Raw genomic sequence first — 14,138 nt, 5'->3', positions numbered from 1 at the left:
CACCGAGCGGGCCGCACGGGCGCGGACCACGGGTCGGGAGGGGTCCCCAAACCCCGGCCGGGCCCGGATCCGGGCCCGTTGCGTGGGAGCAGGGGTGGCGCCGCGCCGACTCGGCACCACCCCTGATCCGAGAAAAGCCCCGAGGAGGAGCTGTGGCCGCCGCAGGGCGGCGCCCGGCACAGTTTCGGTCGGGCGACCGGCACTTGGCGAGGGTTGCGTACCGTTGCAACGCTGTTGTTGGTCCGGCTCACACGGGGAGGATCCGGTGGCCCACACCGCAGTCGACTTGAACCGGCTCTCTGCCATGGACACGCGCGAGGCATCGCGGCTGCTCAAGGGGGTACGGGCGGCTGCGCTGGCCGGGGACCCGCCGCCGGCCGCGCCCCGGCCGGACATCGCGGCCTCCTGGCGGCGGATGCTGGCGGGCGGGGTCCACCCGGACCGGGACACGCGCTCGCGGATGCTCTCGCTCGCCGAGACCGAGGAGCGCCGGCAGCTCTCGCCGCTGCGGGAGATCCTGCCCGTGCTGCGCGAGGGACTGCTGCCGGCCCTGGACGGGGCCCTGCACATCATGGTGGTCGCGGACGCGGACGGGCGGCTGCTGTGGCGGGAGGGGGCCTCCTCCATCCTGCGCAGGGCCGACCGGCTGGGCTTCTCGGTGGGCGCGGACTGGGCCGAGGGCGTGGTCGGCACCAACGGGGTGGGCACGGCGCTGGTGACCCGGCGGCCGGTGCAGGTCTTCTCGGCGGAGCACTTCGTCTCCAGCCACCACGACTGGACGTGCGCGGGGGCGCCGCTCCACGACCCGCGCGACGGGTCGCTGCTGGGGGTGGTGGACGTGAGCGGGCCGCTGGCGACCATGCACCCGGCGACGCTGGCCTGGGTGAGCTCGGTGGCCCGGCTGGCCGAGCGGGAGCTGCGGGTGCGCCACCTGGAGTCGCTGGAACGGCTGCGGGCGGTGGCGGCGCCGATACTGGCGCGGCTGCCGGGGCGGGCCCTGGTGGTGGACGGGCACGGCTGGACGGCGGCCGTGACGGGCGTGACCCCGGTGGACCGGCTGCCCCTGCCCAAGGGCTTCGGCCCGGGCCGGGTGTGGCTGGCGAAGCTGGGCGACTGCGGGGTGGAGCCGCTGCCGGGCGGCTGGCTGATCCGTATCGACGGGGCGCGCACGGGCAGTGCGGCGGCGGGCCGGGTGGTGCTGGACCTCAGCCGGCCGCGCAGCTGGTCCGCGACCGTGTACGGGGCGGCGGGCAGCTGGTCCCAGGAGCTCAGCCCGCGCCATGCCGAGCTGCTGTTCCTGCTGGCGGACCGCCCGCGGGGGCGGTCGGCGGCGGAGCTGGCGCAGGAGCTGTTCGGCGATCCGACGCGTACGGTCACGGTGCGCGCCGAGATGTCACGGGTACGCCGGCACCTCGCCGGCGTGCTCGCGCACCGGCCGTACCGCTTCGCGGAGGGCGTCGAGGTCGAGCTGATCCGCCCGGCGGACCCGCGGACGCTGCTGCCGCACTCCACCGCGCCCTCGGTGATCAGGGCCCGCGTGGGCCGCGGCGGGCCGGGCGTGATTCCCTGACGGCATGAGCGAGCGCACCATCACCTTGACGACCTGGTCCCTGGAGATGACCTCCCCGGCCGAACTGGTCCCCGCCGCCGTACCCGGCGAGGAGATCCGCATCGAGCGGGCGGAGGTCCCCTCCCCCGAGTTCAGCCGCTTCCTGTACGCGTCCGTGGGCGGCGACATCCACTGGACGGACCGGCTGTCGCTGACCCGCGCGCAGTGGGTGGCCCAGCTGGAGCGGCCGGGGGTCGAGACCTGGGTCGCGTACGAGCGGGGCACGCCGGCCGGCTACGTCGAGCTGGACCCGCAGGACGACGGTGTGGTGGAGATCATGTACTTCGGTCTGCTGCCGGACTTCCGCGGCCGGCGGATCGGCGGCCACCTGCTGTCGGTGGGTACGGCGCGCGCCTGGGACCTGGCCTCGCGCTGGCCGGGCCGGACGCCGACCACGCGGGTGTGGGTCCACACGTGCAGCCAGGACGGGCCGACCGCGATGGACAACTACCTGCGACGCGGCTTCCGCCTCTTCCGTACGGAGACCGAGGAGAAGACGGAGTCCCCGACCCCCGGCCCCTGGCCGGGCGCGTAGGCCCCGGCGCGCAGGCCGGACATCCGCAGGGCCCGGCCTGCGGATGTCCGGCCTGCGCGCACACCGTGCGTTCAGGACATCCGTCCCGCCTTCCCTGCGTGACCCAGCCCACACCGTCCCATAATTCGGGACGGATCTGTCCGCATCGCGGACAGTAGTGGACTCGTACAAGAGGCCCGTGCCACGCTTCGGCCATGAATGGAGCTGGAATTGCCTTGGTGAGTCGGCGGCACGTCGACCTCGGCCGCATGTCCAGCGCCATCTGTCCGGCGAGCTGACCGAACCAGCCAGCGCCGCACCTCGCCGTCCCGCCGTCGCCGTAGCCGGTCGCGGACGAGCCGACACCTGCACAGCCCCCGAGGCCGATGACCGCCCCTGCCCACCGGCGACGGGGCCCACTCTGCCGCACCTGCACACATCTGCGCAGGTCACCCTCGTGCCCTGCCCCTGCCTTGAGCCGCCACAGAAGGACGTACCGCCATGGCCGCCACCCCAGAGAAGCCCACTCCCGCAGCCGCGCGCCGCAAGACCGGCCGTCACCGCGGTGAGGGCCAGTGGGCCGTTGGCCACCACACGCCCCTCAACGGCAACGAGCAGTTCAAGAAGGACGACGACGGTCTCAATGTGCGGACACGCATTGAGACGATCTACTCCAAGACCGGCTTCGACTCGATCGACCCCAATGACCTGCGCGGACGCATGCGCTGGTGGGGTCTGTACACGCAGCGCAAGCCCGGGATCGACGGCGGCAAGACCGCGGTCCTGGAGCCGGAGGAGCTGGACGACTCCTACTTCATGCTGCGCGTGCGCATCGACGGCGGCCGTCTGACCACCGAGCAGCTGCGCGTGATCGGTGAGATCTCGCAGGAGTTCGCGCGCGGCACCGCCGACCTCACCGACCGGCAGAACGTGCAGTACCACTGGATCCGGATCGAGGACGTGCCCGAGATCTGGCGCCGGCTGGAGGCCGTGGGCCTGTCGACCACCGAGGCCTGCGGCGACACGCCCCGCGTCATCCTCGGCTCGCCCGTCGCCGGCATCGCCGAGGACGAGATCATCGACGGCACCCCGGCCATCGACGAGATCTACCGCCGCATCGTGGGCAACAAGGAGTTCTCCAACCTGCCCCGCAAGTTCAAGTCGGCCGTCTCCGGCTCGCCGCTGCTGGACGTGGCGCACGAGATCAACGACATCGCCTTCGTCGGCGTGCACCACCCCGAACACGGCGCCGGCTTCGACGTGTGGGTCGGCGGCGGTCTGTCCACCAACCCCAAGCTGGGCGTGCGCCTGGGCACCTGGGTCTCGCTGGAGGAGGTCCCGGACGTCTACGAGGGCGTCATCTCGATCTTCCGCGACTACGGCTACCGGCGGCTGCGCACCCGTGCCCGCCTGAAGTTCCTCGTCGCCGACTGGGGCGCGGCCAAGTTCCGCCAGGTCCTGGAGGACGAGTACCTGGGGCGCAAGCTGGCCGACGGCCCGGCCCCCGAGCAGCCCTCGGGCCAGTGGCGCGACCACGTCGGCGTCCACCGGCAGAAGGACGGCCGTTTCTACGTCGGCTTCGCGCCCCGGGTCGGCCGCGTCGACGGGGCCACCCTGACCAAGATCGCCGATGTCGCGGAGCGGCACGGCTCGGGCCGGCTGCGCACCACCGCCGAGCAGAAGATGATCGTCCTCGACATCGACGAGGCACAGGTCGAGTCGGTCGTCGCCGCTCTGGAGGCACTGGACCTGCGGGTCAAGCCGTCCCCGTTCCGGCGCGGCACGATGGCCTGCACCGGCATCGAGTTCTGCAAGCTGGCCATCGTCGAGACCAAGGCGCGCGGCGCCTCCCTCATCGACGAGCTGGAGCGCCGGCTGCCGGCGTTCGACCAGCCGCTCACCATCAACATCAACGGCTGCCCCAACGCCTGCGCCCGTATCCAGGTGGCGGACATCGGTCTCAAGGGCCAGCTGGTCCTGGACGACGACGGCAACCAGGTCGAGGGCTACCAGGTGCACCTCGGCGGCGCGCTCGGCCTGGAGGCCGGCTTCGGCCGCAAGGTCCGCGGCCTGAAGGTCACCTCGGCCGGTCTGCCCGACTACGTCGAGCGGGTCGTCAAGCGCTTCGAGGCGGAGCGCGAGGACGGCGAGCGCTTCGCGGCCTGGGTCGGCCGCGCCTCCGACGAGGCCCTCTCATGAGCGAGCGCGCCGCCCCGTTCTACTGCCCGTACTGCGGCGACGAGGACCTGTTCCCCCACGAGCAGGGCCACGGCGCCTGGGAATGCAGGTCGTGCAACCGGGCCTTCCAGCTGAAGTACCTCGGGCTGCTGGCCCGCGGATTTCAGTCCAATGACGCTGGAGGGGACGAGATATGACGACGGTTCAGGAGACCCGTGACCTCAAGGAGCTGGCCGAGCGGGCGGGCCGCGACCTCGAGGACGCCTCCGCGCTGGAAATCCTCACCTGGGCGGCCGAGACCTTCGGGGCCACGTTCTGCGTGACCTCCTCCATGGAGGACGCGGTCGTCGCCCACCTCGCGTCCCGCGCCTTCCCGGGCGTGGACGTGGTCTTCCTCGACACGGGCTACCACTTCGAGGAGACCATCGGCACCCGTGACGCGGTCGAGGCCGTGATGGACGTCAACGTCATCACCCTCACCCCGCGGGCGACGGTGGCCGAGCAGGACGCCGAGCACGGGCCGAGGCTGCACGACCGCGACCCGGACCTGTGCTGCGCGCTGCGCAAGGTCAAGCCGCTCCAGGAGGGCCTGACCGGGTACGACGCGTGGGCGACGGGCCTGCGCCGCGACGAGTCCCCGACCCGGGCGAACACCCCGGTGGTCGGCTGGGACGAGAAGCGGCGGAAGGTCAAGATCTCTCCGATCGCCCGCTGGACCCAGGACGACGTGGACGCCTACGTCGTCGAACACGGTGTCCTCACCAACCCGCTGCTGATGGACGGCTACGCCTCCGTCGGCTGCGCCCCCTGCACCCGCCGGGTGGCGGAGGGCGAGGACGCGCGGGCCGGCCGCTGGGCCGGCCGGGCGAAGACCGAGTGCGGACTGCACGGCTGATGACAGAACCTACGGAGAACCAGATGAGCGTGACCGGCCAGGGAGCCACCGTGTGGCTGACCGGTCTGCCCAGCGCGGGCAAGACCACCATCGCCTACGCGCTGGCCGAGCAGCTGCGTGCCGAGGGCCACCGGGTGGAGGTCCTCGACGGCGACGAGATCCGTGAGTTCCTCTCCGCCGGGCTGGGCTTCACCCGCGAGGACCGCCACACCAACGTGCAGCGGATCGGCTTCGTCGCCGAGCTGCTGGCCAGCAACGGCGTCAAGGCGCTGGTGCCGGTGATCGCCCCGTTCGCCGACAGCCGCGAGGCGGTCGCGAAGCGGCACGCCGCCGCCGGTACGACGTACCTCGAAGTGCACGTGGCCACTCCGGTCGAGGTGTGCTCCGAGCGCGACGTGAAGGGGCTGTACGCCAAGCAGGCCGCGGGCGAGATCTCGGGGCTGACCGGCGTCGACGACCCGTACGAGGCTCCGGCCGCCCCGGACCTGCGCATCGAGTCGCACACCCAGACCGTCCAGGAGTCCGCGGCGTCGCTGTTCGCGCTGCTCAACGAAAGGGGTCTGGTGTGACCACCGCTGCCCACCCGCACACCACCACCGACGCCGACGCTCCCTACGCGCTGTCGCACCTGGACGCGCTGGAGTCGGAGGCGGTGCACATCTTCCGTGAGGTGGCGGGCGAGTTCGAGAAGCCGGTGATCCTGTTCTCCGGTGGCAAGGACTCGATCGTCATGCTGCACCTGGCGCTGAAGGCGTTCGCGCCGGCGCCGGTGCCCTTCACGCTGCTGCACGTCGACACGGGTCACAACTTCCCCGAGGTGCTGGAGTACCGCGACCGCACGGTGGCCCGGCACGGGCTGCGCCTGCACGTGGCGTCCGTCCAGGAGTACATCGACGCGGGCACGCTGCGCGAGCGTCCGGACGGGACCCGCAACCCGCTCCAGACGGTCCCGCTGACCGAGGCGATCCAGCACCACCGTTTCGACGCGGTGTTCGGCGGTGGCCGCCGTGACGAGGAGAAGGCCCGCGCGAAGGAGCGGGTGTTCTCGCTGCGCGACGAGTTCTCCCAGTGGGATCCGCGCCGTCAGCGTCCTGAGCTGTGGCAGCTCTACAACGGCCGGCACGCGCCGGGCGAGCACGTGCGGGTCTTCCCGCTGTCGAACTGGACCGAGCTGGACGTGTGGCAGTACATCGCCCGCGAGGGCATCGAACTGCCGGAGATCTACTTCGCCCACGAGCGGGAGGTGTTCGCCCGCAACGGCATGTGGCTGACGGCCGGTGAGTGGGGCGGGCCGAAGGAGTCCGAGACGGTGGAGCGGCGGCTCATCCGCTACCGCACGGTCGGTGACATGTCCTGCACCGGCGCCGTCGACTCCGACGCCACCACGCTCGACGCCGTGATCGCCGAGATCGCCGTCTCCCGCCTCACCGAGCGGGGCGCCACCCGGGCCGACGACAAGCTCTCCGAGGCCGCGATGGAAGACCGCAAGCGCGAAGGGTACTTCTAGAGATGACCACCACCACCGAGCAGCTCAGCGCCACCACGCTGCTGCGCTTCGCCACCGCGGGTTCCGTCGACGACGGCAAGTCCACCCTGGTGGGCCGGCTGCTGCACGACTCCAAGTCGGTCCTGGAGGACCAGCTGGAGGCCGTGGAGGCCGTCTCCCAGGCTCGCGGCCAGGAGGCCCCGGACCTGGCGCTGCTCACCGACGGCCTGCGGGCCGAGCGGGAGCAGGGCATCACCATCGACGTCGCCTACCGCTACTTCGCCACCGCCCGCCGCCGGTTCATCCTGGCCGACACCCCCGGGCACGTGCAGTACACCCGGAACATGGTCACCGGCGCCTCCACCGCCGACCTGGCCGTCGTCCTCGTCGACGCCCGCAACGGCGTGATCGAGCAGACCCGCCGGCACGCCGCCGTCGCCGCCCTGCTCCGCGTCCCCCACGTCGTCCTCGCCGTCAACAAGATGGACCTCGTCGGCTACCAGGAGGCGGTGTTCGCGAAGATCGCCGAGGAGTTCACCTCCTACGCCTCGGACCTCGGGGTCCCCGAGATCACCGCGATCCCGATCTCCGCGCTCGCCGGGGACAACGTCGTGGAGCCGTCCGCGCACATGGACTGGTACGGCGGCCCGACGGTCCTGGAGCACCTGGAGACCGTCCCGGTCAGCCACGACCTGACGGCCTGCCCGGCCCGGTTCCCGGTGCAGTACGTGATCCGCCCGCAGTCCGCCGAACACCCCGACTACCGCGGCTACGCCGGCCAGATCGCCTCCGGCGTCCTGCGCGTCGGCGAGCAGGTCACCGTCCTGCCCTCGGGCCGCACCTCCGTCATCGAGGGCATCGACGGCCTCGGCGGACCCGTCGACATCGCCTGGGCCCCCCAGTCGGTCACCGTCCGCCTCGCCGACGACATCGACATCTCCCGCGGCGACCTCATCGCCCCCGCCGCCACGGCCCCGGCCACCACCCAGGACGTCGAGGCGACGGTCTGCCACGTCGCGGACCAGCCCCTCTCCGTCGGCGCGCGGGTGCTGCTCAAGCACACCACGCGGACGGTCAAGGCCATCGTCAAGGAGATCCCCTCGCGGCTGACCCTCGACGACCTCTCCCAGCACCCGGAGCCGGGACAGCTGGTGGCCAACGACATCGGCCGCGTGGTCGTGCGCACCGCCGAGCCGCTCGCGCTCGACGCGTACGCCGACTCCCGGCGCACCGGGTCCTTCCTGCTCATCGACCCGGCCGACGGCACCACCCTCGCAGCCGGCATGGCGGGCGCGTCGTTCGCCTCCGAGGCCCGCACGGCCGCCGTCGCCGACGACGAGGGCTGGGACTTCTGAATCATGCTTTCTGATATCTACTCGACCTTCGCCAAGGAGGGCGGCAGGGTGGGCAGCGGCCAGCTCGGCAGCGGCCAGGGCGGGGTGGCGCGATGTGTGCGATGACGTACGCGCACCGCATGCGCGCCCGCACCCCCCACGAGCTCCACACGCTCGACCCGACCCTGCTCCACCGACGAAGACCGCCTTCATGAGATGACGGCGGTCGACGAGAGGAAGCCCTCCCGTGCCTGCCACCCGCACCACCAGCACCCCGTCCTCGTCCCGCAAGGCCCTGCGCCGCGGCCTCGCCGCCGCCGCCGCGCTGCCGCTGCTGATCGGTGCCCTCGCCTCCTGCGGCTACGGCTCCCAGGCCGACCCGGCGGAGGACAGGAAGGCGGGCGCGGCGGCCGGCGGGGTCAAGCTCTCGGCCGGTGAGGTCCGCATCGGGTACTTCCCGAACCTGACGCACGCCACCGCGCTGGTCGGCCTCCAGGAGGGCCTGATCCAGAAGGAACTGGGCGCCACCACGATCAAGCCGCAGGCGTTCAACGCCGGACCGTCCGAGATCGAGGCCCTCAACGGCGGCTCCCTCGACATCGGTTTCATCGGCCCCTCGCCGTCGATCAACGGCTACGTCAAGTCCAAGGGCTCCAACCTGCGGATCATCTCCGGCTCCGCCTCGGGCGGCGTCAAGCTCGTGGTGAACCCGGCCAAGATCAAGACCCTGGACGACCTCAAGGGCAAGAAGATCGCCACCCCCCAGAAGGGGAACACGCAGGACGTCGCGTTCCTCAACTGGATCTCCGACAAGGGCTGGAAGGTCGACCCGGAGTCCGGCAAGGGTGACGTCTCCGTCGTCCGCACGGACAACAAGGTGGTCCCGGACGCCTTCAAGCAGGGCTCCATCGACGGCGCCTGGGTGCCGGAGCCGACCGCGTCCAAGCTCGTCTCCGACGGCGGCTCCGTCCTCCTGGACGAGACCACGCTGTGGCCCGACAAGAAGTTCGTGATCACGAACATCATCGTGTCGCAGAAGTTCCTCAAGGAGCACCCGGACGTGGTCGAGGCCGTGCTCAGGGGCACGGTGAAGACCAACGAGTGGATCAACGCCGACCCGGACCGGGCCAAGGCCTCCGCGAACGCGAAGCTGGCGGCCGAAGGCGGCAAGCCGCTCGACGCCAAGGTCATCGACCCGGCCTGGCCGAGCATCGCCGCCACCGACGACCCGCTCGCCTCGACGCTGAAGACGCAGTCCGACTGGGCGGTGAAGGCGGGGCTCATCGAGCAGCCCGACCTGGCCGGCATCTACGACCTGTCGCTCCTGAACAAGGTGCTGAAGGCGGCCGGCAAGCCCGAGGTCTCCGACGCCGGTCTCGGCTCCGAGTAATTCCGCAAGTCCGAACGTTCCAGGAGGTGACGACCATGGCCACTACGCTTGCCAGGGCTGCCGAGGGCACCACGGCGGTGTCGCACGCCGCCCGCATCGAGCACGTCTCGAAGTCCTTTCCCGGCCCGGCCGGAGTGCAGCTCGTACTGGACGACATCAGCCTCGATGTCGCGCCCGGCGAGTTCGTCACCATCCTGGGCGCCTCGGGGTGCGGCAAATCCACCCTGCTGAACCTGGTCGCGGGGCTCGACAAGCCGTCCGTCGGGTCCATCGAGACCCCCGGCGGCCGTCCGGCCCTGATGTTCCAGGAACACGCCCTCTTCCCGTGGCTGACCGCGGGCAAGAACATCGAACTGGCGCTGCGGCTGCGCGGGGTCGCCAAGTCCGAGCGGCGGCCCGAGGCCGAGCGGCTGCTGGAGCTGGTCCGCCTCGGCGGGGCGTACGGCAAGCGCGTCCACGAGCTGTCGGGCGGCATGCGCCAGCGCGTGGCGCTGGCCCGGGCCCTCGCCCAGGACAGCGAGCTGCTGCTGATGGACGAGCCGTTCGCGGCGCTCGACGCCATCACCCGCGACGTGCTGCACGGCGAGCTGACCCGGATCTGGGAAGAGACGAACCTGTCGGTCCTCTTCGTCACGCACAACGTGCGCGAGGCGGTGCGCCTGGCGCAGCGCGTGGTCCTGCTCTCCTCCCGGCCCGGCCGGGTGGCGAAGGAATGGACCGTGGACATCCCGCAGCCGCGCCGCATCGAGGACGCGGCCGTCGCGGAGCTGTCCCTGGAGATCACTGAACACCTGCGTGGGGAGATCCGCCGTCATGGCCAGCACTGACACGAAGGCGAAGACGGACGACCTCGCCGGTCTGGAGGCCGGTCTCGACGCACTCGACGCGGTCGAGATCCGCCGCACGCCCGTGCGCGAGGTCCTGGTCAAGAAGGTCCTCCCGCCGGTCGTCGCGGTCGCGCTCGTCCTCGCGGTCTGGCAGATCCTCGTCTCGGCACAGGTCACCGACCCGACCAAGCTGCCCGCGCCGTCCGCGGTGTGGGACGGGCTGGCCCAGATGTGGCTCAAGGGCACCCTGCTGGATGTCGTGTGGACCTCCGTCTCCCGCGGTCTGCTGGGCTTCCTGCTGGCCCTGGCCATCGGTACCCCGCTGGGCCTGCTGGTGGCCCGGGTGCGGTTCGTGCGCGCCGCGATCGGTCCGATCCTGTCGGGCCTGCAGTCGCTGCCGTCGGTGGCGTGGGTGCCGCCGGCCGTCATCTGGCTGGGCCTGAACGACTCGATGATGTACGCCGTCATCCTGCTGGGCGCGGTCCCCTCGATCGCCAACGGCCTGGTGTCGGGCGTCGACCAGGTCCCGCCGCTGTTCCTGCGGGCGGGACGCACCCTGGGCGCCACGGGGCTGAAGGGCACCTGGCACGTGGTCATGCCGGCCGCGCTGCCGGGCTACCTGGCGGGCCTGAAGCAGGGCTGGGCCTTCTCGTGGCGTTCGCTGATGGCCGCCGAGATCATCGCCTCCTCGCCCGACCTGGGCCTGGGCCTGGGGCAGCTCCTGGAGAACGGCCGCAACAACATCGACATGCCGGGCGTGTTCCTGGCGATCATCCTGATCCTGATCGTCGGCATCGCCATCGACCTGCTGGTCTTCAGCCCGGTCGAGCGGTGGGTGCTGCGCAGCCGCGGCCTGCTGGTGAAGAGCTGACCGCCGTGCGTCCCGTTCTGCTCGTCATCGCCCACGGCAGCCGTGACCCGCGGCACGCCGCGACCGTGCACGCCCTGACCGGGCGGGTGCGGGCGCTGCGGCCCGGCCTGCGGGTGGAGACCGCCTACCTGGACTTCAACGCCCCGTCCGTCCCGCAGGTCCTCGCCGCCCTGTACGCCTCGGGCGTACGGGAGGTCGTGGCACTGCCCCTGCTGCTGACCCGCGCCTTCCACGCGAAGGCCGACATCCCGGCGGCGCTGGCGGAGTCCTGCGCCCGGCTGCCGGGGCTGACGGTCCACCAGGCCGAGGTCCTGGGCCCCTCCCCCCTGCTGACGGCGGCGCTGGAGCGCCGGCTGCGGGAGGCCGGGCTCACCGAGGCGGACCGCTCCACCACCGGCGTGGTGCTCGCGTCCGCCGGTTCCACAGACCCGGAGGCGATCGCAGTGATCGCTGAAATCGCGCGGGAGTGGCGGCACACCGGTTGGTGCGCCGTGCGGCCTGCGTTCGCCTCCGCTGTTCTCCCCCGTACGGAGGACGCCGTACGGGCGCTGCGCGCCGAGGGGGTCCGGCGCGTGGCGGTGGCCCCGTACGTCATCGCGCCGGGCCGGCTCCCGGACCGGATCGCCGAGGGTGCCCGGGCCGCGGGCGCCGACGTCCTGGCCGGTGTGCTGGGCCCGGCCCCGGAAGTGGCCCGGCTGCTGCTGGGCCGCTACGACGCGGCGCGCGCCGCCCGCGTCGTGCCGGCGGCGCTGACCGCGTAACGCGCCGGGCACCGCCCGGGGGCCTCAGGCCTTCCTCGCGCGGCGCTCCGCCTCGTCGGCCAGGGCCGTCAGGTCGGCGACCGGCATGCTGCCCGGTGGCAGGCCCTCGCGGGCGAGGATGTTCGCGGCGTGCCGCAGGACCTCGTTGACCGGGGTCGGGACCCCGTGCAGCCGGCCCAGCAGGGAGATCTCCCCGTTGAGGTAGTCGGATTCGATCGAACCGGTGCCGCGGCGCAGGCTCTGCCAGGAGGATCCGCCGCGGACGCCCCCGCCGGCCGCGCCGGCACCCCCGGCCGGCAGATCCACCTTCCCGTCGCGCGCCGCGGCCTGTTCGGCCTCGGAGGTCCACTCGATCCCGGCGGCCCGGTAGGCGTCCTTCGCCTCCCGGATCGCCCGCAGCAGCAGCGCCGCCTTCGCCGGGCCGGGCTCCGGACCGGTGGTGGCCTGGATGGCGTTGCCCAGATTGCCCAGCAGCTTGGCGTACTTCCAGCGCATCACGTCGTCGACGACGGGAGCCGCGAAGCCGGCCCGCTCCAGGTCCGCGGCGATCCGCCCGGCCAGGGCGTCGGAGCCGCCGGCCGCCCGGCCCAGGTGCAGGATGCCGGTCAGGGGCGCGCACAGCGCCGAGACCACGCCCGGTTGCAGGAAATCCGAGGGCAGCCAGACGCAGACCCCGTAGACCCGCTCGAAGCGGCGCAGCGCGAGGCGCTCGCCCTCGACACCGTTCTGGGCGCACAGCACCGGCAGCCGCTGGGCGGCCGTACCGCCGCCGGTGACCTCGGCGTCGCCCCAGGTGTCGAGCGCGGCGACCGCGTCCTGGGTCTTGACGGTCAGCAGCAGGACGTCGTCGGGGCGCAGCTCGCCGAGCTCCGCCGGCGCGGTGGCCACCGGCAGCCGGTGCACCCGCGTGCCCTGGGCGGTCGTCAGGGTCAGGCCGTGCTCGCGCAGCGCCTGCGCGTGCGCGCCCCGCGCGACGAGGACGACCTCGCGCCCGGTTTCCGCGAGCCGCCCGCCGATGGTGGCGCCGACCGCGCCCGCGCCGATGATGATGTATCGCATTCCCCGAGCCTAGGGTCTGTCCGGCGGATCACGGTCGGGGCAGGGGGATGCGACGGCGGAGGCCGGGAGAGCTAAAGAAGCCGGGAGAGCTGAGGGAGCCCGGGAGCATGTCCAGCTCCCGGGCTCCTGCGTGCCGCCCATTTGCGCACACCGGCGGCTTTTAAGAGTCGCGGATCATTCTGAGACCGAGGTGTTCTACCTTTGAACTACCGCGCCACGGAGAGGCGCAGGAGGGACTTGAACCCCCATCCATCGGTGATCGTCCGCGCTCGGTCGATCCGGTGTTCGGCGGCGAATGCTGAGACTGGAGCGAGAATCTGAGTGTGATCGAGGCCGCCTCTACCGCTTGGGCCACCCCGGCGCGTCGGGCCGGGGGAGGGATTCGAACCCCCAACTGACACCTCTTCGTTCAGCTTCAACATCAGTTTCAGCTTGCGCTCACGCGCACCCTCCGCTCGCACGGAGGGCGATCTCGAGGCTACCGGAACAGGTAGCCGAACACGGCGTCGCCGACCCGCTGGTCGGTGACCTCGGCGCCGTTGGCCTCCTCGCGGGCGAACTTGACGGCCTGCTGGAGCTTTTCGACGCGGTCGAGCAGCTCGTTCACGCGGCGCGCGGGCAGGGCGCCGGAGAACTTCACGGTCGTCCAGTACCCGACGGCCACGTCCTCGTAGTACACCTCGACCTGTGCCGGGTGCTTCTCCGTGGCCTCGGCCTTGACGTGGTTGCGGGGCACCTTCTTGGTGCGGATGGTGCGGACGGGGTCCGTCTTCCAGCAGTCGGTGGAGGGGTCGGCGTTCCACGACTCCGACGCGTCCAGCACCGGCAGCTTGCGCACGAAGGTGTTCAGGTCGGTGAGCTGCTTCTCCAGGAACAGCAGGTACGACACCGGCACCTGCGCCAGCAGCACCGAGCCGTCGACCACGACGTCGGCGGCGGCCGAACGGTTGGCCCAGTCCTTGGTGGCCGTCACGTCGAAGAGCCGGGTCAGCGTCCCGGCCATCGTGCGCAGCACGTCCTCGGCCTTGATCTGCACCCGGGTGGACTCGGGCGGCAGCTGCTCGCCCTCCTCGTCCTTGGGCTGGTACGTCCGGGCGATGCCGGCGAGCAACGCGGGCTTCTGGACGTCGTGGTGAGCCTGCGACAGCTCCTGGAGAGACTTGGACTTGACGCCCTTCTCCACTGCGATGATCTGATTCAACTTCGGCACACGG

The 14,138-nt window shown here is 71.9% G+C and carries 15 protein-coding genes; 13 read left to right on the top strand and 2 right to left on the bottom strand.

The features are described 5' to 3' along the window. The first annotated feature begins 265 nt into the window (after positions 1-265). From ACZ6KO_RS01585 to ACZ6KO_RS01525, 13 genes are all read left to right on the top strand, one after another. On the top strand, positions 266-1,570 hold the full coding sequence (locus ACZ6KO_RS01585) for a GAF domain-containing protein (protein WP_469298627.1): 1,305 nt from the start codon (positions 266-268) through the stop codon (positions 1,568-1,570). A 4-nt stretch (positions 1,571-1,574) separates the two neighbouring features. Continuing rightward, positions 1,575-2,144 (top strand): GNAT family N-acetyltransferase, encoded by a 570-nt coding sequence (locus ACZ6KO_RS01580; RefSeq protein ID WP_469298625.1) that lies wholly within the window; start codon positions 1,575-1,577, stop codon positions 2,142-2,144. Positions 2,145-2,338: 194 nt separating this feature from the next. Beyond that, positions 2,339-2,422: a putative leader peptide gene (locus tag ACZ6KO_RS01575; protein ID WP_309550570.1), complete on the top strand. Its 84-nt coding sequence runs from the start codon at positions 2,339-2,341 to the stop codon at positions 2,420-2,422. Between the two features lie 202 nt (positions 2,423-2,624). Next, a complete protein-coding gene (locus ACZ6KO_RS01570; protein ID WP_469298622.1) occupies positions 2,625-4,322 on the top strand; it encodes a nitrite/sulfite reductase in 1,698 nt (565 codons plus the stop codon). After that, positions 4,319-4,498, top strand: coding sequence for a hypothetical protein (locus ACZ6KO_RS01565; protein WP_469298620.1), 180 nt, complete (start codon positions 4,319-4,321; stop codon positions 4,496-4,498). Before ACZ6KO_RS01570 ends, ACZ6KO_RS01565 begins: the two co-directional genes overlap by 4 nt. Further along, positions 4,495-5,196, top strand: coding sequence for a phosphoadenylyl-sulfate reductase (locus ACZ6KO_RS01560; protein WP_469298617.1), 702 nt, complete (start codon positions 4,495-4,497; stop codon positions 5,194-5,196). Before ACZ6KO_RS01565 ends, ACZ6KO_RS01560 begins: the two co-directional genes overlap by 4 nt. A 23-nt stretch (positions 5,197-5,219) precedes the next feature. Further along, entirely contained in the window at positions 5,220-5,765 is a 546-nt protein-coding gene (gene cysC / locus ACZ6KO_RS01555) for an adenylyl-sulfate kinase (RefSeq protein WP_469301456.1), read from the top strand. Then, positions 5,762-6,703 (top strand): sulfate adenylyltransferase subunit CysD, encoded by a 942-nt coding sequence (gene cysD / locus ACZ6KO_RS01550; RefSeq protein WP_469298614.1) that lies wholly within the window; start codon positions 5,762-5,764, stop codon positions 6,701-6,703. Before cysC ends, cysD begins: the two co-directional genes overlap by 4 nt. Positions 6,704-6,705: 2 nt before the next feature. Continuing rightward, positions 6,706-8,037 (top strand): sulfate adenylyltransferase subunit 1, encoded by a 1,332-nt coding sequence (locus ACZ6KO_RS01545; protein ID WP_469298612.1) that lies wholly within the window; start codon positions 6,706-6,708, stop codon positions 8,035-8,037. 226 nt (positions 8,038-8,263) lie between these two features. Continuing rightward, on the top strand, positions 8,264-9,406 hold the full coding sequence (locus ACZ6KO_RS01540) for an aliphatic sulfonate ABC transporter substrate-binding protein (protein ID WP_469298610.1): 1,143 nt from the start codon (positions 8,264-8,266) through the stop codon (positions 9,404-9,406). Between the two features lie 35 nt (positions 9,407-9,441). Next, positions 9,442-10,233: an ABC transporter ATP-binding protein gene (locus ACZ6KO_RS01535; protein ID WP_469298608.1), complete on the top strand. Its 792-nt coding sequence runs from the start codon at positions 9,442-9,444 to the stop codon at positions 10,231-10,233. Continuing rightward, complete coding sequence (locus ACZ6KO_RS01530; RefSeq protein ID WP_469298606.1) at positions 10,220-11,104, top strand: ABC transporter permease; 885 nt, start codon at positions 10,220-10,222, stop codon at positions 11,102-11,104. The genes ACZ6KO_RS01535 and ACZ6KO_RS01530 overlap by 14 nt, the downstream gene beginning before the upstream one ends. 5 nt (positions 11,105-11,109) lie before the next feature. Further along, a complete protein-coding gene (locus ACZ6KO_RS01525) occupies positions 11,110-11,865 on the top strand; it encodes a sirohydrochlorin chelatase (RefSeq protein ID WP_469298605.1) in 756 nt (251 codons plus the stop codon). A gap of 24 nt (positions 11,866-11,889) precedes the next feature. On the opposite strand, the gene ACZ6KO_RS01520 is transcribed toward ACZ6KO_RS01525, so the two are convergent. After that, positions 11,890-12,924 (bottom strand): ketopantoate reductase family protein, encoded by a 1,035-nt coding sequence (locus ACZ6KO_RS01520; RefSeq protein WP_469298602.1) that lies wholly within the window; start codon positions 12,922-12,924, stop codon positions 11,890-11,892. Between the two features lie 478 nt (positions 12,925-13,402). Further along, positions 13,403-14,134 carry a DUF7873 family protein gene (locus ACZ6KO_RS01515; RefSeq protein ID WP_401454109.1) on the bottom strand — a complete coding sequence of 244 codons (732 nt, stop codon included), beginning with the start codon at positions 14,132-14,134 and terminating at the stop codon, positions 13,403-13,405. Between the last annotated feature and the right edge of the window lie 4 nt (positions 14,135-14,138).

The organism is Streptomyces sp. NPDC042102 (genome assembly GCF_055582305.1).
Note: the sequence above shows the minus strand (reverse complement) of the source record. Positions and strands in the feature narration are given on the sequence as shown.